Origin of the sequence: Falsiroseomonas sp. (assembly GCF_051860665.1) — a bacterium.
GTDB lineage: Bacteria > Pseudomonadota > Alphaproteobacteria > Acetobacterales > Acetobacteraceae > Falsiroseomonas.
Genome location: NZ_JBHYDM010000008.1, coordinates 25,462 through 46,234, shown reverse-complemented (window position 1 = coordinate 46,234; position 20,773 = coordinate 25,462). Strand labels below are relative to the sequence as shown.

18 protein-coding genes are annotated in these 20,773 nt (G+C 69.4%); 11 read left to right on the top strand and 7 right to left on the bottom strand.

Translation table 11 applies throughout. From position 1 onward, the window contains the following. Window position 1 precedes the first annotated feature (1 nt). Window positions 2-853, top strand: coding sequence for a UPF0280 family protein (locus ACTIF1_RS10645; RefSeq protein WP_439596387.1), 852 nt, complete (start codon window positions 2-4; stop codon window positions 851-853). After that, on the top strand, window positions 850-1,437 hold the full coding sequence (locus ACTIF1_RS10640; protein WP_439596386.1) for an amino acid synthesis family protein: 588 nt from the start codon (window positions 850-852) through the stop codon (window positions 1,435-1,437). Before ACTIF1_RS10645 ends, ACTIF1_RS10640 begins: the two co-directional genes overlap by 4 nt. On the opposite strand, the gene ACTIF1_RS10635 is transcribed toward ACTIF1_RS10640, so the two are convergent. Further along, window positions 1,438-2,529 (bottom strand): GlxA family transcriptional regulator, encoded by a 1,092-nt coding sequence (locus tag ACTIF1_RS10635; RefSeq protein ID WP_439596385.1) that lies wholly within the window; start codon window positions 2,527-2,529, stop codon window positions 1,438-1,440. A 151-nt stretch (window positions 2,530-2,680) separates the two neighbouring features. Between ACTIF1_RS10635 and ACTIF1_RS10630 the strand changes: the two genes are divergently transcribed. Continuing rightward, the gene (locus ACTIF1_RS10630) at window positions 2,681-3,490 is read left to right on the top strand and encodes a transglutaminase-like domain-containing protein (protein WP_439596384.1); all 810 of its coding nucleotides are present in this window, start codon (window positions 2,681-2,683) and stop codon (window positions 3,488-3,490) included. Next, window positions 3,487-4,218, top strand: coding sequence for an N-formylglutamate amidohydrolase (locus ACTIF1_RS10625; RefSeq protein ID WP_439596383.1), 732 nt, complete (start codon window positions 3,487-3,489; stop codon window positions 4,216-4,218). The genes ACTIF1_RS10630 and ACTIF1_RS10625 overlap by 4 nt, the downstream gene beginning before the upstream one ends. On the opposite strand, the gene ACTIF1_RS10620 is transcribed toward ACTIF1_RS10625, so the two are convergent. Further along, window positions 4,215-5,927 carry an N-acyl-D-amino-acid deacylase family protein gene (locus tag ACTIF1_RS10620; RefSeq protein WP_439596382.1) on the bottom strand — a complete coding sequence of 571 codons (1,713 nt, stop codon included), beginning with the start codon at window positions 5,925-5,927 and terminating at the stop codon, window positions 4,215-4,217. The genes ACTIF1_RS10625 and ACTIF1_RS10620 overlap by 4 nt on opposite strands. 110 nt (window positions 5,928-6,037) lie before the next feature. Here ACTIF1_RS10620 and ACTIF1_RS10615 point away from each other — a divergent pair, with 110 nt between their 5' ends. The 6 genes from ACTIF1_RS10615 to ACTIF1_RS10590 are packed head-to-tail and all read left to right on the top strand — an operon-like array spanning window position 6,038 to window position 12,643. Beyond that, the gene (locus ACTIF1_RS10615) at window positions 6,038-7,624 is read left to right on the top strand and encodes an ABC transporter substrate-binding protein (RefSeq protein WP_439596381.1); all 1,587 of its coding nucleotides are present in this window, start codon (window positions 6,038-6,040) and stop codon (window positions 7,622-7,624) included. Next, window positions 7,624-8,634: an ABC transporter permease gene (locus tag ACTIF1_RS10610; RefSeq protein WP_439596380.1), complete on the top strand. Its 1,011-nt coding sequence runs from the start codon at window positions 7,624-7,626 to the stop codon at window positions 8,632-8,634. The genes ACTIF1_RS10615 and ACTIF1_RS10610 overlap by 1 nt, the downstream gene beginning before the upstream one ends. Continuing rightward, window positions 8,631-9,506 carry an ABC transporter permease gene (locus ACTIF1_RS10605; RefSeq protein WP_439596379.1) on the top strand — a complete coding sequence of 292 codons (876 nt, stop codon included), beginning with the start codon at window positions 8,631-8,633 and terminating at the stop codon, window positions 9,504-9,506. Before ACTIF1_RS10610 ends, ACTIF1_RS10605 begins: the two co-directional genes overlap by 4 nt. Continuing rightward, a complete protein-coding gene (locus tag ACTIF1_RS10600) occupies window positions 9,503-10,474 on the top strand; it encodes an ABC transporter ATP-binding protein (RefSeq protein WP_439596378.1) in 972 nt (323 codons plus the stop codon). The genes ACTIF1_RS10605 and ACTIF1_RS10600 overlap by 4 nt, the downstream gene beginning before the upstream one ends. Continuing rightward, the gene (locus ACTIF1_RS10595) at window positions 10,471-11,460 is read left to right on the top strand and encodes an ABC transporter ATP-binding protein (protein WP_439596377.1); all 990 of its coding nucleotides are present in this window, start codon (window positions 10,471-10,473) and stop codon (window positions 11,458-11,460) included. Before ACTIF1_RS10600 ends, ACTIF1_RS10595 begins: the two co-directional genes overlap by 4 nt. A 58-nt stretch (window positions 11,461-11,518) precedes the next feature. Next, window positions 11,519-12,643 (top strand): ABC transporter ATP-binding protein, encoded by a 1,125-nt coding sequence (locus ACTIF1_RS10590; RefSeq protein ID WP_439596376.1) that lies wholly within the window; start codon window positions 11,519-11,521, stop codon window positions 12,641-12,643. Here the strand turns inward: ACTIF1_RS10590 and ACTIF1_RS10585 are convergent, their stop codons facing one another. The 3 genes from ACTIF1_RS10585 to ACTIF1_RS10575 are packed head-to-tail and all read right to left on the bottom strand — an operon-like array spanning window position 12,644 to window position 16,355. Further along, complete coding sequence (locus tag ACTIF1_RS10585; RefSeq protein ID WP_439596375.1) at window positions 12,644-13,648, bottom strand: aldo/keto reductase; 1,005 nt, start codon at window positions 13,646-13,648, stop codon at window positions 12,644-12,646. A 12-nt stretch (window positions 13,649-13,660) separates the two neighbouring features. Then, window positions 13,661-14,962 (bottom strand): NtaA/DmoA family FMN-dependent monooxygenase, encoded by a 1,302-nt coding sequence (locus ACTIF1_RS10580; protein WP_439596374.1) that lies wholly within the window; start codon window positions 14,960-14,962, stop codon window positions 13,661-13,663. 10 nt (window positions 14,963-14,972) lie between these two features. Then, window positions 14,973-16,355, bottom strand: coding sequence for an amidohydrolase family protein (locus ACTIF1_RS10575; protein ID WP_439596373.1), 1,383 nt, complete (start codon window positions 16,353-16,355; stop codon window positions 14,973-14,975). Window positions 16,356-16,449: 94 nt separating this feature from the next. Here ACTIF1_RS10575 and ACTIF1_RS10570 point away from each other — a divergent pair, with 94 nt between their 5' ends. Then, complete coding sequence (locus tag ACTIF1_RS10570; RefSeq protein ID WP_439596372.1) at window positions 16,450-18,012, top strand: ABC transporter substrate-binding protein; 1,563 nt, start codon at window positions 16,450-16,452, stop codon at window positions 18,010-18,012. Here the strand turns inward: ACTIF1_RS10570 and ACTIF1_RS10565 are convergent. Together ACTIF1_RS10565 and ACTIF1_RS10560 are read right to left on the bottom strand one after the other, a co-directional pair. Then, window positions 18,009-19,457, bottom strand: a complete 1,449-nt coding sequence (locus ACTIF1_RS10565; protein WP_439596371.1) for an aldo/keto reductase — start codon at window positions 19,455-19,457, stop codon at window positions 18,009-18,011. The two genes, ACTIF1_RS10570 and ACTIF1_RS10565, sit on opposite strands and share 4 nt — an antisense overlap. Then, complete coding sequence (locus tag ACTIF1_RS10560; protein WP_439596370.1) at window positions 19,457-20,740, bottom strand: ABC transporter substrate-binding protein; 1,284 nt, start codon at window positions 20,738-20,740, stop codon at window positions 19,457-19,459. Before ACTIF1_RS10560 ends, ACTIF1_RS10565 begins: the two co-directional genes overlap by 1 nt. Window positions 20,741-20,773: the final 33 nt, after the last annotated feature.

Below are 20,773 nucleotides of genomic sequence, written 5' to 3'. Positions count from 1 at the left end.
CATGCCGCAGGTGCAGCGCCTGACGGAGGGTCGCCTGCATCTGCAGCACGGCCCGATCGATGTCGTGCTGCGCGCCTGGGGGCCGCCGGCTGCCATCGCCGCGGCGGAAGCGGCGGCGACCATTCGCTTCCAGAGCGTGCTGCCCGAACTCGTCGCCGAATTGCCGCTGCTGCGCCGCGCGGCTCACCCCTCCGCGCCACCACGGGGCGAGATCGCGCGGGCCATGCACGCCGCCTGCCTGCCCTATGCCGCGCGCGACCTTTTCGTCACGCCCATGGCGGCGGTGGCCGGTGCGGTGGCGGATGCGCTGCTGGCCACGATGAGCGCCGCTGCGCCGGGCCTCAGGCGCGCCTTCGTCAATGATGGCGGGGATATCGCCGTGCTGGCGGGTGAGGGCCTTGATATCGGCCTGGCCGCGGATCCGCGCGGTGGCTTCGATGGCAGGCTGCATCTGCGCGCGGCGGATGGCATCGGCGGCATCGCCACCTCCGGCCGGCATGGCCGCTCCTTCTCCCTCGGCATTGCGGATGCCGTGACCGTGCTGGCGCGCGATGCGGCGGCGGCGGATGTGGCTGCCACGCTGATCGCCAATGCGGTGGATGTGGCGAGCGCCGCCATCACCCGCCGCCCCGCCTCCACGCTCGATCCGGACAGCGACCTGGGCGAGCGCCTGGTGACGGTGGCCGTCGATGCGCTGACCATGGCCGAGATCGAGGCCGCGCTGCACGCCGGCACGGCCTTCGCGGAAAGCTGCTGCCAGGCCGGCCTGATCCGCGCCGCCGCGCTGCGCCTCGGCGGCCACCTCCGCCTCGCCGGCGCCTCCTCCCTCCTGCTCAAGGCCCCCAGCCCATGACCCAGACCCTGGATATCCGGAAGACCGTGCTCTGCGTGGAGGAGATCCACCATGATGGCGGCCCGCGCCTGGCCACGCCCATCCTGAAGGGCTGGTGCGCGGTGATCCTCAAGAATCCCTTCGCCGGGCGGCACGAGCCCGAGCTGATGTGGATGATGGAGGCGATGAAGCCGATCGGCCTGATGGTGGCGCAGAAGCTGCTGGCCGGGCTCGGCGGCGATCCCGCGCGGATCGAGGCCTATGGCAAGGGCGGCCTGGTCGGCTCGGCCGGAGAGCTGGAGCACGGCGCGCTGTGGCATGTGGCGGGCGGCTATGCGATGCGCGGCCTGCTCGGCCAGGCGCTGTCCATCGTGCCCTCGATGACCAAGGTGGGGCCGATGGGCGCGGTGCTGGACCTGCCCATCCACCACCGCAACGCGGCCTATGTCCGCAGCCATTTCGACGGCATCACCGCGACGGTGCCGGATGCGCCGCGGCCGGAGGAGATTCTCTTCGCGCTGGCCATGACCACCGGCGGGCGCCCGCATGCCCGGGTCGGTGGCCTGGCGCAGGATGCGATCAGCGCCTGGGATGGGCAGCGCTGATCAGGCGCCCTCGGCCGGCATCGCGCGCTGCCGCTTGCTGCCCGGCAGCGTTCCACCACGATCCTGCCGTGGCGATCGGCCGAAGCGGGCGGCATAGGCGCGGGAGAAATGCGCCGCGCTGACGAAGCCGCAGGCCATCGCCACCTCCAGAACCGAAAGCGCGGTCTGCTGCAGCAGGCGGCGTGCATGGTCCAGCCGAAGCCCGAGGTAATGCGCGCCAATGGTGCGGCCGAGATGGCTGCGGAACAGCCGCTCCAGCTGCCGGACGGACAGGCCCGCATGCTCCGCCAGCGCCTCGCGCGGGACCGGATTCTCGATGGCGCGTTCCATCTGCGCCAGCGCGGCCAGCAGGTTCGGATGGCCGATGTCGTAGCGTTCGCGCAGGCTCATCCGCTGCGGCTCGTCGCCCGCGCGCGGACGGGTGTGCAGGAACCACTCGGCCACGGCGCGCGCCAGCGGGCGGCCATGCGCGGCCTCGATCAGCGCCACCATCATGTCCAGCGCCGCGGTGCCGCCGGAGGAGGTGCAGCGGTCGCGATCAACCTCGTAGAGCGATCGGGTCAGGGTGAGATTGGGGAAGCGCTCCATCATCGCCGGGATGTATTCCCAATGCGCCGTGCATCGGTACCCGGCCAGCAGGCCGGCCCGCGCCAGGATATGGGGGCCGCCGGAGACACCACCGATGCGGATGCCGCGCGCCGCTTCCGCCCGCAGCCAGGCGAGCGTCGCCGGATCCTCGAATTCCGCCGGATTGCCGCCGGCGCAGACGAAGAGCGCATCGACCTGCGCCGGCCTGCCGGTGCCCTGGTCCGCCACGATCGACACGCCGTTGGAAGCGCGCACCGGCTGGCCGTCCGGCGAGATATGGATCCACTGGTACAGCACCATGCCGGCCAGGTCGTTGGCGGCGCGGAAGGGCTCCACCGCGCAGGCATAGGCCAGCATGGCGAAGCCAGGCACCAGCACGAAGCCGATGCGCTGCGGCGCCGCCTCCAGCCGCGCGACCTCCAGCGCCAGCCCGTCGCGGCGTACCGGCCCGCGCGGGTCGGGCGGTCCGGAGATCGGGAAGCGGGTGGTGTGCGGGCTTGTCATCGGGACACGCAATGGTGGCGCCATGACCTTTCCCTGTCCACCGGCGGCTGCGCGGCCTATGCCAGGGAACCAACGCGGATTCGTTCCGTTCACGTGATTGCGTTGCACCGCCCGGGCTTTCCCGGCCCATCTTTTCCTCGAGGAGTCCGCCATGCGCATCAGCGCCGGCTGCCAGATCACCTACGACTGTCCGCAGCCGACCCCGATGCTGCTGATGATCAGCCCGCATCCGTCCCGCACGCCGGACCTGATCGGCCCGCACCAGGTCAATTTCGAGCCGGCGATCCCCGCGAAGCACTACCGCGACGGCTTCGGCAATACCTGCACGCGCATCGTGGCCCCGGCCGGGCGGCTGGTGATCTCGACCAAGCTGTTGGTGCAGGATACCGGCCGGCCGGACCCGCTGCTGCCCTATGCACGCCAGCACAGGGTGGAGGACCTGCCGGACGAGGCGCTGGTCTATCTGCTGGGCAGCCGCTACTGCGACACGGACAAGCTGGGCGATTTCGCCTGGGCGCAATTCGGCCAGGGGCCGGAAGGCTGGGCGCGGGTGCAGGCCATCTGCGACTATGCGCACAACCACATCACCTTCGACTACCAGCGCGCCAGCGCGACCCGCAGCGCGCATGACGCGCATCGCGAACAGGTCGGCGTCTGCCGGGATTTCGCGCATCTGGCTGTCACGCTCTGCCGCTGCGTCAATATCCCGGCGCGCTACTGCACGGGCTATCTCGGCGATATCGGCGTGCCGCCGCCCTATGGCCCGATGGACTTCGCCGCCTGGTTCGAGGTCTATCTCGACGGCGCCTGGCACACCTTCGACGCGCGCAACAACACGCCGCGCATCGGCCGCATCCTGATGGCGCGCGGGCGGGATGCGACGGATGTCGCCATCACCACCACCTTCGGCCCCTGCACCCTTTCGGACTTCCAGGTCTTCACGGACGAGGTGGCGGCTTGAGCGACCCGCCGGCCGTCACGGCGGTGAACGAGGGCGGCGCCTCGCCGCTCGTGCTGGTCTGCGAACACGCCAGCAACCACATCCCGGCGCACCACGCCGCGCTGGGCCTGCCGGCGGAGGCGCTGCGGCGCCACATCGCCTGGGATATCGGCGCGGCCGCCCTCGCGCGGCGGCTCTCGGCGCTGCTGGACGCGCCGCTGTTCCTCTCGGGCTATTCCCGCCTGCTGATCGACTGCAACCGCCCGCCCGGCGTGCCCAGCAGCATCCCGCTGCGCAGCGAATCCACGGAGATTCCGGGCAACCGGGACCTGACGGAGGCGGAGGTGGCGCGGCGGCAGGAGGACTATTTCTGGCCCTTCCAGGACCGCATCGCCCGCTTCCTGGATGCGCGGCCGACGCGCTTCATCCTCGGCGTGCACAGCTTCACGCCGGTCTTCCTCGGCGTCGCGCGACCGTGGGAGGCAGGCGTGCTCTATGGTGAGGCGACGGGCTTCGGCGCCGCGCTGCTGGCCGGGCTGCGGCAGGATCCCGCCCTGACGGTGGGCGACAACGAGCCCTACCGGATCGAATTGGCGGAGGACTATACCGTGCCGGTGCATGGCGATGCGCGGGGCATCGCCGCCGCGCTGATCGAGGTGCGGCAGGACCTGCTGGCCGATGACGCGGGGATCGAGGCCTGGGCGCAGCGCCTGGCGCCGGTGCTGGCCGGCGCCATGGTCGCCGCCTAGGCGCGCACCAGCCTGCCCGGCCGCGCGCCCGTCTCCTGCCCCCGCTCCATGATCGGCTGGCCGGAGACGAGGGTCATGTCGTAGCCCTCCACGCGCTGCACCAGGCGGCGGCCGCCGGCGGGCAGGTCGAAGATCATCTCCGGGTGGTGCAGGCGCAGCGCCTCGAAATCGATGACGTTCACATCCGCCTTCTTGCCGACCTGCAGCCGGCCGCGATCCGTCATCCCGAAGAAGTCCGCCGTCTCGCTGGTCTGCCGCTTCACGGCGAATTCCAGCGGCACGCGGTCGCCGCGCGCGCGGTCGCGCACCCAATGCGTCAGCATGAAGCTGGGCATGGAGGCATCGCAGATCACGCCGCAATGCGCGCCGCCATCGGACAGGCCGTTCACCGTATGCGGGCGCAGCATCATGTCGTGCACGACCGAGAGGTCGCCGCCGACATAGTTCACCACGGGGAAATACAGCATCCGCCCGCCATCATCCGCGGTCAGGTAGTCGTAGCAGAAGGCGGCCGGGTCCTGCCCGGCCTTGGCGGCCAGGGCGGCGATGGAGCGCTCCGGCGGCGGCTCGTAGTCCGGCGGATCGCCGAGGGCGAACATATTGTCCCAGCGCGTCGCGATCTGCCGCGACAGCGGCGGCACCACATGCAGCAGCCGCTCGGAGGCCTCCTCCGCCAGAATCTTCGCCCGGATCGCCGGCTCCCGGAGCTTTGCCAGCTGTTCCTTCGGCGGCAGCGCGGCCAGTTCGTGAAAGCCTTCGCGCAGGGCGAAGGGATTGAGCGATGTCGTCAGGCCGAGGATCAGGCCAACCGGACGACAGGCGACCTGCGCGGAGAGCGGCAGGCCATCGGCGCGCGCGGCATCCACATTGCTCATCAGCCGGCGCCAGCGCTGCGGGTCATAGTTGCGATCCGTCAGCAGGAACCAGACCGGGCGGCCGGAGATGGTGGACAGCTCCCGCATCCAGCGGAAATCCGCCGCCTCATCCTCGAAGTCCGACAGCATCCCGAAAGTGCCGCGGCCGGCGCGGCCCATGGCGCGGCCGATCGCCAGCAGCTCCTTCTCCTCGGCATAGCGGCCGGGCACCAGGTCGCCGGTCGGCGTCTTGTGCTGGTCGGTGCGGGAAGTGGTGAAGCCGAAGGCGCCGGCGCGGAGCGCATGCTCCGTCAGCGTCGCCATCTCCTCCATGTCGTCCGCCGTCGCGGCCTGGCGGTTCAGGCCGCGCTCGCCCATCACATAGACGCGCAGCGGGTGATGCGCGATCTGCGCGCCGATATCGATGGTGCGCGGCATGGAACCCAGCACGTCGAGATATTCGGGGAAGCTTTCCCAGTTCCACTTCAACCCTTCGGTCAGGGTGATGCCGGGAATATCCTCCACCCCTTCCATCAAATCGATCAGTGCCTTGTGGTCGCGCTTGCGGACCGGGGCGAAGCCGACACCGCAATTGCCGAAGAGCACGGTGGTGGCGCCGTGCCAGACACTGGGGGCGAGGACGGGGTCCCAGGTGGCCTGGCCGTCGTAATGCGTGTGCACATCCACCCAGCCCGGCGTCACCAGGCGCCCTTCCGCCGGCACATCCCGCTTCGCCGGCCCGGCCTTGCCGCCCACCTGGGTGATGCGGTCGCCATCGATCGCCAGGTCGCCGGTGAAGGCGGGCTGGCCGGTGCCGTCCACGATGGTGCCGCCCCGGATGACCAAATCGTGCATGCGAAACCCCTCAGCCTGGTGTGCCCCGGAAGAGCACTTGCATCCCAGTCTTGAAATCTTTGCCGGAAGCGGTGTCAATGTGCGCGGGGCGAACGGGGGACCATTTTTCCATGACCATCGAACGGCGCGACCTTCTGCTGGGCACCGCGGCACTGGCTGCCGGGACATCGCTGGGCGCCCCGGCGGTACTGGCGCAGCGCGGCGGCGGGCGCACCCTGCTGCTGGCCGCCCCCGGCGCGCCCGAGGGTTTCGATGGCGACGCCCTGCGCCCCGGGACGCAGGAGACGGTGGTGCAGGTCTATGAGGGCCTGACCCGCTACGGCCGCACCATCCGCGATGGCCGCCCCTACCTGAACCCCGATGTCATCGAGGGCCATCTGGCCGAAAGCTGGACCAGCTCGGCGGATGGCAAGAGCTGGGTCTTCAAGCTGCGACAGGGCGTGAAGAGCTTCTACGGCAATGAGCTGACGGCGGCCGATGTGGAGTGGAGCTGGGCAAAATCCTTCGCGCAGCGCCGCACCGGCAATTTCATCGCCACCGTCTCCAATGTCACCGCGGTGAAGGCAACCTCGCGCTACGAGGTGGAATTCACCCTCTCCGCCCCCAGCCTCATCCTGCTCTCGGCGCTGACGCTCTATGTGCCCGGCATCTACGACTCGACCGAGGTGAAGAGGCACGCCACCGCAGAGGACCCCTGGGCCCTGAAGTGGATGGAGACCAATACCGCGGGATTCGGGGCCTATCACCTCGAATCCGTGCGCTCCGGCGAGCAGGCGGTGTTTGTCGCCAATCCGAACTATTTTCGCGAACAGCCGCATTTCAACCGGGTGATCTACCGGGCCGTGCCCTCCGCCGCCTCGCGTATCACCCTGCTGCGCAGCGGCCAGGTGCAGTGGATCCATCGCCCGCTGCTGCAGCAGGTGGCGGAGCTGCGGGCGGATCGGCGCGTGAAGGCACAGGACAGCTTCGGGCGCACCATCTCCTCCCTGCGCATGAACCTGCGATTCCCGCCCTTCGAGAGCAAGCTGGTGCGCCAAGCCTTCAACTATGCGGTGGACAAGCAGGCGCTGATCCAGGGCGTGTTCTTCGGCCTGGCCGAACAGGCGCGCTCCATCATCCCGCCCATCGTCGCGGGCTATGACGGCAGCGCCTTCAAATACGACCACAATCCGGAGCAGGCGAAGGCGCTGCTGGCCCAGGCGAATTTCGACTTCAACCAGAATATCGAGATCTTCTACAGCCAGATCTTCAACTGGGAGGAGCCGCTGTCGATCCAGGTGGCGTCCCAGCTGCAGGCCATCGGCGTGAAGGCGCGCGCGGTGCGGATCAGCGACAGCGACATGCGGGCGCGCGGTGCCCCGGCGCGGCAGGACATGCCCTTCTTCGCCTTCGAGGATGGCGGCATCGTGCTGGACCCGGTCTATACCACCTATCTGCTGGCGCATTCGCAGGGCGTCTCCAACCGCGCCCGCTTCGCCGATCCGCGCATGGATGCGCTGATCGACGAGGCGCGCACCAGCCTCGACGTGCCGCGGCGGAACGAGCTGATGCGCCAGGCCCAGGCGCTATGGATGGAGGAGGCGCCCTGGATCGCCACCGTCTACCCGAGCGTCTGGGAGGCGATGGCACCGAATATCTCCGGCTGGTGCCCGCATCCGGACGATCATGAACGCTGGTACGACCTGAAGGTGGGCTGATGTCCGGGCTGCTCGCCCGGCGCATCGCGCTGGTGGTGCCGCTGCTGGCGGTGATCCTGCTGTTCACCTTCCTGCTGGTGCGGATCAGCGGCAGCGACCCGGTGGGGCTGCTTGCCGGCCCCACCGCGACGACGGAGGAAATCGCGCTGGTCCGCGCCTCGCTCGCGCTCGACCAGCCGATCTGGGTGCAGTTCGGCGTCTATTTCGGCAAGGTCCTGCAGGGCGATCTCGGCAATAGCTGGCTGAGCAACCAGCCCGTTCTGGCCGAGATCCTGGACCGCGCGCCGGCGACCATCGAGCTGATGTTCTGGGGCGTGCTGATCGGCGCCGGCCTCGGCATCCCCGCCGGTCTGCGTGCCGCCTTCCGCCCCGATGGCGGCTTCGACCAGGTGACGCGCTTCCTGTCGCTGCTCGGCTTTTCCGTACCGACCTATTGGCTCGGCCTCATCATGCTCTTCGTCTTCTTCTACCTGCTGGGCTGGGCGCCGCCGGGGATGGGGCGCATCGACCTGTTCCTGACGCCGCCGGATCGCATCACCGGCAGCTACCTGATCGACGGGCTGCTGGCCGCGGATTGGGAAGCCGCGGGATCCGCCTTCGCGCAGCTGGTGCTGCCGGTGCTCTGCGTCGCCATCATCTCGGCCGCGCCGATCATCAAGCAGACGCGGGCGATTGCGCTGGAGGTGCTGGCCTCCGACTATATCCGCTACGCCCGTGCCCAGGGCCTGCCGCACCGGCAAATCCGCGCCATGGCGCTGCGCAACAGCCTGACGCCGATCGTCACCTTCATCGGCACGGAAATCACCGGCCTGGTGGGCACCACCTCCCTCATCGAATATGTCTTCGCCTGGGGCGGGCTCGGGCAATACGGCCTCTCCGCCATCATCGCCGGGGATTTCGCCGTGGTGCAGGGCTATGTCCTGGTGCTGGCGCTGTTCTCCGTGCTGGTCTTCCTCGTGGTGGATGTCTTCGTGATGCTGACCGAACCGCGCGCGGGGGCGGCACCATGAGCGCCACCACCGCCCCACCGCCGCGCTGGGCGCTGCGCGTCGCCGGCATCACGCGGCGCAGCCCGACGCTGGCCGTCGGCCTCGCCATCCTGCTGGTCTTCGCGCTGATGGCGATCCTCGCGCCCTGGATCACACCCTTCGATCCGATCCAGGCGCAGCCGCGCAATGTGCTGGCACCGCCGGGCGGCGCGCATCCCTTCGGCACCGATGGCAATGGCATGGATGTGCTGTCCCGCGTCATTGCCGGCGCCGGCTGGGCCTTTGGCATCGCCATTCCGGCCGTTGTGGTGGGGCTGCTCGCCGGCGTGCCGCTCGGCCTCTACACCGGCTATCGCGGCGGCTGGCCGGATGAGATCATGATGCGCGGTTTTGACGCGCTGCGCGTCTTTCCCTCCATCATCCTGGCGCTGGCCGTCGTCGCCGCGGCCGGACCCTCGCTGCTGAACGTGGTGCTGGTGATCGGTTTTCTCGATAGCCCGGTCTTCGCCCGCGTGGTGCGCGCCGAAGTCATCGCGCTGCGCGGCTCCACCTTCGTCGAATCCGCCGTCGCCGCCGGCAACCCGACCTGGCGCATCCTCTTCGTGCATATCCTGCCCAACGCCATCCAGGGCGCCATGGCGCAGACCGCCGTGCGCGCCGCCTGGGCCGTGCGCATCTCCGCCACGCTCGCCTTCCTCGGTGTCGGCATCCAGCCGCCGACGCCGGAATGGGGCGCGATGATCCGGCAGGGTGCCGAATACCTCGTCACCGGCCAGTGGTGGGTCGGCATCTTCCCGGGCCTGGCGCTGATCCTGATGGTGCTGGGGCTGAACATGCTGGGCGACGGGATGCAGGACATGCTGGACCCGCGCCGGAAGGCGGCGACACGGTGACATTGCTTTCGGTCGAAGACCTGCACACCCACTTCATCTCGCGCGACCTGGACAACCAGATCCGTGTCGCGCGCGCGCTGAACGGCGTGTCCTTCACGCTGGACTCCGGCCGCATCCTCGGCCTAGTGGGGGAGACCGGCGCCGGCAAGTCGCTCACCGCCACCTCCATCATGGGCCTGCTGCGCCCACCGGCACGCGTCGTCGGCGGCCGCGCATTGTTTGAGGGCCAGGACCTGCTGGCGATGCCCGAGGCGCAGGTGAATGCGCTGCGCGGCTGCGACATCTCGCTGGTGGTGCAGAGCCCCAAATCCTCGCTGGACCCGCTGACGCGCATCGGCGACCAGCTCATCCGCATCCATCGTGCGCATCGCAAGGTGAGCGAGCGCGCGGCGCGGGATCGCGCGGTGGAGATGCTGGCCTCGCTCGGCATCCCGGACCCGGCGCGGCGCATGGCCGCCTGGCCGCATGAGCTTTCCGGTGGCATGGCGCAGCGCGTGCTGATCGCGCTGGCCCTGATGAACGCGCCGCGGCTGCTGATCGCGGATGAGCCCACGACTGGGCTCGACGTGACGGTGCAGGCGCAGATCCTGGACCTGCTGCGCGACCTGGTGCGCCGCACCGGCATCGGCGCCATGATCATCACGCACGACCTCGGCGTGGTGGCACATTACTGCGACGAGATGGCCGTGATGTATGCCGGCGCCATCGTGGAGAGCGGGCCCGTGCGCGAGGTCTTTGCCAGGCCGTCCCATCCCTATACGGCGAACCTGATCGGCGCGACGCCGGAGCGCCTGCGCCTCGGCGGACCGCGCACGGTGGGCGGCCCGCCGCCGAACCTGTTCCGCCTGCCGGAGGGCTGCGCCTATCGCGACCGCTGCCCGCAGGCCGGTCCCGATTGCGCGCAGACGCCGCCGGATGTCGCGCTCGGCGCCGGCCATATCGCGCGCTGCCACCGGGTGGCGGCATGACGCCCGTTCTGCAGGTCGAAGACCTGACGAAGCATTTTCCTGCTCAGGGTGGCCGCACCGTGCATGCGGTGAACGGCGTCTCCTTCGCCATCAACGCGGGCGAGACGCTCGGCGTGGTCGGCGAAAGCGGCTCCGGCAAATCCACCATCGGCCGCGCCGTGATCCGCCTGCTGAAGCCCACCGCCGGCCGCATCCTGTTCCAGGGCCGCGACATCACCACCCTGCCCGAATCCGCCTGCCGCCCGCTGCGGTCCGAGATGCAGATGGTCTTCCAGGACCCCTGGAGCGCGCTGAACCCGCGCATCCGCATCGGTGAGCTGATCGCGGAGCCCCTGCTGCTGCACACGAAGCTCTCGCGCAGCGAGCGCCGCGACCGCGCCGAGCACCTGGCCCGTCGCGTGCGCCTGACCACCGAATTGCTGACGCGCTACCCCTCCGAACTCTCGGGCGGTCAGCTCCAGCGCGTGTGCATCGCGCGTGCCATCGCGACGCAGCCCAAACTGATCGTGCTGGATGAGCCCACCAGCTCGCTCGATCTCTCGGTGCGCGCGGGCATCCTCGAACTGCTGGCGGAGCTGAAGGCGGAAACCGGCGTGGCGATGATGTTCATCAGCCACGACCTGGGAACGGTGAAGCTGATCTCGGACCGCATCATGGTGCTCTATCTTGGCCGCGTGGTGGAATACGCGCCCGCCGCGCAGGTATTCGCCGAGCCCGCGCATCCCTATTCGCAGGCGCTGATCTCCGCCCATCTGCCCGCGGATCCCGAAGCCATGCTGCGCCGGCATGTGCTGGAGGGCGAGATTCCCTCCCCCATCGCCCTGCCGCCCGGCTGCCATTTTGCCAGCCGCTGCCCCGTCGCTGTGCCTGCCTGCCGGGACACGGCGCCGGAACTGCGTGCGGTGCACGGCGCCACCGCGCATCAGGCCGCCTGCCTGCGCATTGCGGAGGGTGCCAACCGCATTCCCGAATCCCTGCCGGCCTGACCGCCTTCCCGGCCCGCCGCCACCAAAACTTCACGTGACGTGGCGGCGCGGCCGCGTCATGTCCCGCCGCAGCATGCCCGCATCGCCGCAAACCACGCGCAGCCTGGCGCCCGCGCCGTCGCCTGGCCCCGCCGCCGCGCCGCATCTGCTGCTCGACCAGGTGACGAAGGACCAGGGCGAACGCCGCGTGCTGGAGCGTGTCAGCCTGGCGCTGGCGGCCGGCGAGCTGCTCTGCGTCCTCGGCCCCAGCGGCAGCGGCAAGTCGACGCTGCTGCGTGCCATCGCCGGCACCGATCCGGCGACCAGTGGCCGCATCCTGCTGGAGGGACGTGACATCACCGCGCTGCCGCCCAGCGCCCGCGGCGCCGGCGTGATGCTGGAGACGGCCGCCGCCTCGCGGCTGCCGGCAGCCGCGGCGCTGGGCCAGGTGCTGCGCGGCCGCCTTTGGCCGCCGGCCCGGCGCGCGCAGCGTGTGGCGGAGCTGCTGCGCCTGCTCGACCTGCCCGCGCAGCCCACCCTGGGGCAGCTCTCCGGCGGCCAGCGGCAGCGCCTGGCGCTGGCGCGTGCCCTGGCCTCGGAGCCCGACCTGCTGCTGCTGGACGATCCCTTCTCGGGCCAGGATCCGCAGCTCCGCGCCATGCTGCGGCAGGAATTGCGGGCCATGCTGCGCCGGCTCGGCAGCACGTTGGTGATGGTGACGCAGGACCAGGAGGAGGCGCTGCTGCTGGCGGACCGGATCCTTGTGCTCGCCCAGGGCCGTGTCGCACAGCTTGGCACGCCGGAAGAAATCTACCGCCGCCCCGCCACCGCCTTCGCCGCGCATTTCATCGGCCATGGCAGCTTCCTGCCCGCCACGGTGGATGCGCCGCCGGGCATGCTGCGCGCCGATGCGCTGGCGCTGCCGAGCCTCGATGCGCGGCGCCTGACCTACGGCACGCCGGTGCAGGCCTTCCTGCGGCCGGAGGATGTGGTGCTCGGACCCGCCGCCGCGGCGCTGGAAGGCCATTTTGCCGCCCGCGTGCTGCAACAGGAATTCCGCGGCCCTGCGCTGCGCCTCACGCTGCAGGCCGGCGCACTGCGGCTGCTGGCCGATGTGAATCCCGATGCCGCGCCGGCACTCGGCGAGGTGCTGCTGGCCGCGATCCCCGCCGAGCGCCTGCTGGTCTTCCCGACCGAGAGCTGATCAGCCCGTCACGCGGCCTTCCAGCGGGTATTGCGGATCGTTGTAGCCGGGCGTGGAGGGATGGCCCGCCGCCACAAGCCCATCCACCAGCGACTCATCCTCCGCCGTGAAGGCATAGTCCAGCGCGCCCATATAATCCGCCCAATGCGCCTCCGTCCGCGGGCCCACCACGGCGCCGGTGACGAGACGGTTTTGCAGCACCCAGGCCAGCGCGAACTGTCCGGCGCTGATCCCGCGCTCCGCCGCGCGCGCGGCCAGCTGCGCCGCGATGCGCAGGCTCTCCGGGCGCCACTCCGTCTCCATCATCCGCTTGTCCTGCCGGGCGGCGCGCGTGCCTTCGGGCGGCGGCGCATCCGGCCGGTACTTGCCGGTCAGCACGCCGCGCGCCAGCGGCGAATAGGGAAAGACGCCGAGGCCGAGATGCGCGCAGGCGGGGATATGCTCCACCTCCACCATCCGGTTCAGCGCATTGTACAGCGGCTGGCTGACCACCGGCCGGTCGATGCCCGCCAGGTCGCAAAGCCGGCAGATCTCCGCCACGCGCCAGGCGCGGTGGTTGGAGACGCCGAAATGCCGGATCTTCCCGGCGCGCACCAGGTCCGCCATGGCATGCACGGCCTCCGCCAGCGGGGTCGCGTGATCCTCCTTGTGCCAATAGAGGATGTCGATGCAGTCCGTGCCGAGCCGCTTCAGCGAAGCCTCGACCGCCAGCATGATATGCAGCCGCGACAGGCCGCCGCCATTCGGCCCGGGCATCACCGGGTTCGCCAGCTTCGTTGCCAGCACCCACCAGGCGCGATCGGCGGCGATGGCACGGCCCACCACCTCCTCCGACGCGCCGGCATTGTAGCCATTCGCCGTGTCGATGAAGTTGATGCCCTGGCTGCGGGCCGTGTCGATGATGCGGCGGCTGGTCGGCTCATCCGTCGCGCCGCCGAACATCATGGCGCCCAGGCAGAGCGGCGAGACACGCAGGCCGCTGCGGCCCAGGTTGCGATACTTCATCTGGCGTTGTCCTCACCCGGGGTTCAGCAAATTCTCCCGCAATGTAGACCCGGCATAGGCGGTGCGGAACAGGCCGCGGCGCTGCAGCTCCGGCACCACCATGGTCCCGAATTCCTCGAAGCTCGTGGGCCAGGTGGTCGGCGGCAGGATGAAGCCGTCGCAGGCACCGGAGCGGAACCAGTCCTCCATGATATCGGCGATCATCACCGGCGTGCCGGCCGTCAGGTCGCGCGGGCGGCGCACGGCTTCCGCGAAGCTGATGCCCTTGGCCTTGGCCACCTGCATCATGCGATCGCGGTGCCCCTGCACGCCCTGGTTGCCGCTTTGGCCTTCGATCGCCTCCGGCGTTTCCAGAAGGCTGAGATCGGCGGCGACGGCCCAGGAGCTGGCGGCCAGCACCAGTTCCGGATCGGCGAGCGAGGCGTAGAGCGCCGCCCTCTCCTGCGCGATCGCCTGCGTCTCCCCGATCACCAATTGCAGCGTCGGCAGCACGGCGCATTCATCCGGATTGCGACCGATGACTTCCATGCGCGCGCGGATGTCGTTGCGATAGGCGATGGCCGCCTCCTTCGTCGCAGGCGAGCAGAAGATCATCTCCGCCCAGCGCGCCGCGAAGCGACGGCCACGCTCGGAGGACCCCGCCTGCATGATGACCGGCCGCCCCTGCGGGCTGCGCGGGATGGAGAGCGGACCGCGGGAGGAGACGTGCTGGCCGACGTAGTTGGCGTAGCGGATCTTCGTCGCATCGGCGAAGACGCCGCTGGCCTTGTCCAGCACCAGCGCATCGGGGTCCCAGCCATCCCAGAGCGCGCAGCAGGCCTCCAGGATCTCATCCGCGCGGTCGTAGCGCGTTTCCTTCGGCGGCAGGGATTCGGGGCCGCAATTCTGCGCCTCGAATTCCCGCGCCGTGGTCACGACATTCCAGGCGACGCGGCCCTTGCTGAGCAAGTCGAGCGAGCCCAGCGCGCGGGCCAGGTTGTAGGGGTTGTGGAAGGTGGTCGAGAGCGTCGCGCCGAGGCCAAGATGCCTGGTGACGCGCGCCATCAAAGGCAGCACCACCATCGGGTCCAGCATGCTGGTCTGCCCGCCGCGCCCGGCATAATCGGCGAAGTGGTTCCTGTAGTTGTCAGGCAGGCCCAGGCCATCCGCGAAGAAGCAGGCATCGAAGCAGGCCGCTTCCAGGACGCGGGCCATGTGTTCGTAGCGCGAGGGTTCGAACAGGTCGTGCAGCGTCGCCGTCGGGTGGCGCCAGCTGCCGGGATAGCTGGCGCTCGGCCCGGTCTTCATATAGGCGACCAGGTGCATCTTCTTCATCGGCCTGGCCTCACACATCCATCCAGTTCAGCTTGCGCGGCGGCGGCAGGTCCGGGTTGTTCGCAAGCATCCGCGCCCAGACCGCCTTGGTGACGGCCTGCGCTTCCTCCAGCAGGGCCTGCTCATCGGCCACGAGGACCTTGCCGTCCCGCAGCACGAATTCCCCATCCACCATCACGGATTCCACCGTGCCCGGATGGCCGTAATGCACGATATTGCCGATCAGGTTCGTCACGGGCCGCAGCGCCGGCGTGTTCAGGTTGAGGAAGGTGAGATCCGCCTTCTTGCCGACCTCCAGGCTGCCGATGTCGTCCTGCCGCCCGATGCTGCGCGCGCCATTCCGATTGCAACTGTCAAAAATGTCCTCCGGCTGCGGATCCGTGCCCTGCTGGCTCTCGGCACCGCGATGCACGATCAGGCCGATCTTCATGGCGTGGAACATGTCCTCCGTCATGTTGTCGGTACCGAAGCTGATGTTGATGCCGGCGCGGCGGATGGATTTCGCCAGCACCGGATGCGGGCCGCGGCGCGATCCATTTGCCGGGCAATGCACCATCTGCATGCCGCGCTCGCCGAGCAGCGCGATGTCGCGCTCCGTCAGATAGGTCCAATGCGCACCGACCACATCGGGCTCCGCCCAGCCATGCCGCGCGAGATATTCGGCAGGCGTGCAATCGTACTTGTCGCGTATCACCCGGATTTCCTCGACGGACTGCGCCAGGTGGATGGTGCGCGGCATATTGTGCTGGCGCGCCAGCTCCGTCAGCTTCTCCAGGTAATCGGGCGTGCAGTTGTCCGTCGCATGCGCTGCGATCTGGATCTGCAGCCGCCCCTCATGCGTATTGTGGAAGCGCGCGATGCCGGCGCGCGTGCGTTCGAGAAAGCCCTCCCCAAAGGCCGGGTCCTGCGACCAGTCGCCATGGCGGATCTTCAGCGTGTTCACATCGGCGCAGTTCTCGCTGAGCACGAGACGCACGCGCAGCGAGGCCATGGCATCCGCATAATCCGGCACATGGCGGAAAGGATCGACGAAGGTTGTGGTGCCGGAGCGGATGCCCTCGACGATGCCGAGCATGCCCATCACCGCCCGCTCATGCGGCGTCATGGTATAGGAGACGGGCGACATATAGCCGTAGACGGCATTGCCGGACCAATCCTCCACCGTCGCGCGCAGCACCGTCAGGATGGTGTGCGTATGCGCATTGACGAAGCCCGGCAGCACAGCCTTTCCGCGGCCCGCCATGCGCGGCAGGTCCGGATGCGCGGCCTCAAGCTGTGCGGTCGGCCCGATATCGGCAATGCGGTCGCCGCGGATCGCGATCGCGCCGCGGTCCAGAATGGTGCGCTCTGCATCCTGGGTGACGATGACTGCATCCGTGACGAGCAAATCCATCGAAGTCTTTCCCCCGGGCCGGTGACAAGGCGGTTGCGGCCGCATTGTACGGACAATACTATCCAGCCCGACGAGCATGTCCGGGGAGAGACCCATGCGCAAGACCCTGCTGGCCGCCACCTTCCTGGCCCTCGGCGCCACAGGCGGAGTGGCGCAGACGCTGACGATCGGCGTCGGCGGCGCCTTCACCTCGATGGACCCGCACTACCACACGCTGACGCCGAACAATGCGCTGAACAAGCACATCTTCGACCGGCTGGTGGGCACGGATGAGGATTTCCGCCTGCGCCCGGGCCTGGCGGAATCCTGGACCTCGATCAGCCCGACGGTGTGGGAGTTCAAGCTGCGCCAGGGCGTCACCTGGCATGACGGCCGCCCCTTCACCGCCGAGGACATCGTCTCGACCTTCGAGCGCGTGCCGAATGTGCGCAACAGCCCCGGCAGCTTCACCATCTATACGCGCCAGGTGCAGCGGCTGGAGGTGGTGGATGCCCATACCATCCGCATGCACACCGCTTCCCCCAATCCGCTGGTGCCGAACTGGATGAGCGGCATCTCCATCATCAGCCGGCAATTCGGCACGGAGATCGACACCGCCGATTTCAACAACGGCCGCGCTGCCATCGGCACCGGACCCTATCGCCTCGTTTCCTACGCCCCGGGCACGGAGGCGGTGATGGAGCGCAATCCCAACTGGTGGGGCCCGGCGCAGCCCTGGGCGCGGGTGAACTACCGCATCATCGCCAACGACGCCTCCCGCATCGCCGCGCTGCGCGCCGGCGACGTGCAGGCGATCGACGCGGTCTCCACGCGCGACGTCGATTCCCTGAAGAGCGACCCGAATATCCGCATCGCCAGCCGCGCCGCGCTGCGCAACATCTACCTCTACCTCGACCACCAGCGGGACGACACGCCCGCCGTCTCCGGCCCGAATGGCGAAAGGCTGGAGCGCAGCCCGCTGCGCGACAACCGCGTGCGCCAGGCGCTGTCGCTGGCCATCAACCGCGATGCCATCGTCAGCCGCGTGATGGGCGGCTATGCCTCGCCCTCCGGCCAGTTCCTGGCGGAGGGCGTGATGGGGCACGATCCCTCGCTGAAACCGGACCCCTTCAACCCGGCACGGGCGCAGCAACTGCTGCGGGAGGCCGGCTATCCGAACGGCTTCCGCGTGATGCTGGCCGGCCCCAACAACCGCTATGTGAATGACGAGCAGATCATCCAGGCCGTCGCGCAGATGTGGGCGCGCATCGGCGTGCGCACCGATGTGCAGGCCATGCCGTCCAACGTCTATTTCACCCGTTCCGCCCGCAATGAGTTCCCCATCGGCCTGTCCGGCTGGGGCACCGGCACGGGCGAGCCGGACAGCCCGATGACGGCGCTGATCGCGACGCTCGACCGTGCGCGCGGCCGCGGCATTTCCAACCGCTCGATGTATTCGAACCCGGAATTCGACGCGCTGGTGGAACGCGCGCTGACCACCATCGACATCCCGGCGCGGGAGGAGCTGTACCGCCAGGCCACACGCGTGGCGATGGCCGACTACGCCATCATCCCGCTGCACCACCAGGTGAACATCTGGGCCTCACGCCGCAACGTCGAGGTGATCGCGCGCAACGACGAGGAGACCTATGCGATGTCGATGCGCCCGGCCAACTAGCCGACCACGGCCTCGGCCTCGATCTCCACGAGATAGGGGCCGACCAGCCGGGCCACTTCCACCAGCGTATTGGCCGGACGCGCCTCCGCAAAGACGCGGCCATGCACGCGGCCCACGCCTTCCCAATCCTGGGCATCGCGCAGCCAGATCCGGGTCTGGACCACATCCTCCATCGTGCCGCCCAGCGCCTCGATCGCGGCGGCGATCTTGTCGAGGATATAGACGGCCTGGCCCGCGGCATCGCCCGGGCAGACGACGCTGCCATCGGTATGCGTCGCGGTGGTGCCGCTGACCAGGATGCGGTCGCCCACGCGGATCGCGCGGCTATAGCCGCAATTCGCCTCCCAGACGCTGCCGCTGTCGACGCGGCTGCGCCCGGGACGGAATTCTGTGGCCACGAAAGCCTTGGGCAGGGCCTCCAGATGATGGCTGAGATCGCCGGAGGCGGTCAGGAAGGGCGGCTTGCGGTATTCGTCGCCGCAATCGCCGGGGATCGGCCGCAGCGTCGCGAAGACCTGGTCGAGCCGCGCGTGGTCCTCCGCATCCAGTGCGAAGCCAAACAGGCGCAGATTATCGGCGCGATGCTCCGCCTCCGTCAGCCGCGCGCCGAGAATCACGGCGCCCACCGCCGGATGCTCCAGTACCCAACGCGTCGCGACATTGCTGATGGAGACGCCATGCTTGCGCGCAATCTCCGCCACCGCGCGCAGCAGATGCTGGAAGGCGTCCCAGCCGCCCATCGCCTCGATGAAGCGGCGGTACTTCATCTTGGACCAGTCGGTGATCTCCGGGGGTTCGTCCCGCCCCAGCCATCGCTCCGAAAGGAAGCCGCCGCCCAGCGTGCCATAGGCCAGCAGCTTCACGCCGTGGGCGAGGCAGAACTCGCTCATCGCGCCCGCTGCGCGACGATCCAGCAGCGAGAAGGAGAGCTGGTTGGTGACGACCGGAATGCCCTGCTTCACCGCCACGCGCAGATGATCGGTATCGAAGTTCGTCACGCCGATATGGCGCAGCGCGCCTTCCGCGCGCATCGCCGCCATTTCGCGCAGCGCATCCAGCCAGGCGGGATGGTGGAAGGACCACCAATGGAACTGCATGAGGTCCGGCACGCAGCCCAGCCGTTCTATGCTGCGCCCGACACCTTCGCGCACCACCTCCCGCGTCATCGCCCCCGGCGTCGGCACCCATTTCGTGAAGACCTGGCCAGCGCCATCGGCGTCGCGGAACCGCGAGAAGATCTGTTCGGCGCCGCCATAGTGGTCGGCCATGTCGAAGCTGTCGAAGCCGGCTTCGGCATAATCCGCCATGGCGGCGGCGGCCGCGGCGTGGTCCAGCACGCGGCCATCGCGTTCCTGGTCTGCCACCTGCCACAGGCCGGTGACGATGCGGCTGGCTTCCAGCCCCGGGGCCAGCAGCACGCGGGGCGGGCGTGGACGGTGCGGCATCAGCGCGGCGGCAGCTGGCGCTGCACGGCCTGCACTTCCTCCACCGTCATCTGGCCGACGGTGACAATCTCGCCGTTCTGGATGCGCCACTTGCGGAAGGGGCCGGTGATATCGCCGTTCGCGTCGAATTCCACCGCGCCGATCACGCCGACATAGCGGATGGCGCGCCCGGCGCGCAGCTCCGCCAGCCCGCGCGCGAAACCCTCCGGCCCCGCATGGATCTCGGTGCCGCCGGGCGCGGTCACCGCACGGATCGCATCGCGGATCGCGGCAGCCTCGAAACTGCCCGCCTTGGCGATGGCGAGCCCCAGGATCGCCGCCGCATCGAAGGCTCGGTCCGCCGCCGGCGCGCCCGCGCCGAAGCCGCCCGACATGGCGGGATAGGCGCGGGCAAAATACTCGGTGGAGGGCGTGGTGACGGTGCCCGAGGAGGTACCAAAAGCATTGTTCAGGAAGCGCGGCCCGACATCCCGGATGAAATCGGCGCTGTTCATGCCGTCATTCAGCAGGAAGGTCGCGGGGCCGCCCTGCTGGATCCAGGTGCGGGCGATGGTGGTGCCATCGCCGGGATAGCTCACCAGGTACAGCGCCGGCGGATCGCCGCGCAGCGCATTGGTGACTTCCGGCGCGTAGCTCGCCTGGCCCTGGTTGTAGGGCGTGGTGGAGACGATGGTGCCGCCGAGCGCCACATAGGCGCGGCGGAACTCGTTCACCATGTTCACGCCGAAGTCGTTGTTCACATGGATGATGGCCAGCCGCCGCAGCCCCTGGTCCATGGCGTAGCGTGCGGCGGCGGTGCCCTGCAGGGCGTCCGAGGTGATGGTGCGGAAGAACCAGCCGCGCGTCTGCCCCTCCACCGCCATGCGCGTCAGCGTCGGCGAGGAGGAGGCCGGCGAGATCTGCACCACGCCGGCCGGTCCCGTCACGCTGGTGACGATGGGGATGGAGACGCTGCTGATGATGCCGCCGAGGATCGCGGGCACGCGCCGCAGATCCACCAGCTGCCGCGCCTGGTCCACCGCCACGCTGCCCTGGGATTGCGCATCGCGCAGGTCGAAGGCCAGGCGGCAGCCGGCGATGCCCTGCGCGCCGGCCGCGGCGTTCAATTCGTTGAAGGCGAGCTCCACGGATTTCGCCGCCGCCTGGCCGAAGCGCCCCGCCGGGCCGGTCAGCGAAACGACCATGCCGACGGTATGGGTGCAGGCGGGTGCCTGCGCCGCGGCGGGCGTGGCCCCCCAGGCGGCGGCGGCAAGGGCGGCGAGCGCTGCGCGGCGGAGGATCATTCCCGAATCTCCCATTCGTCTTGTGGCTGGAAT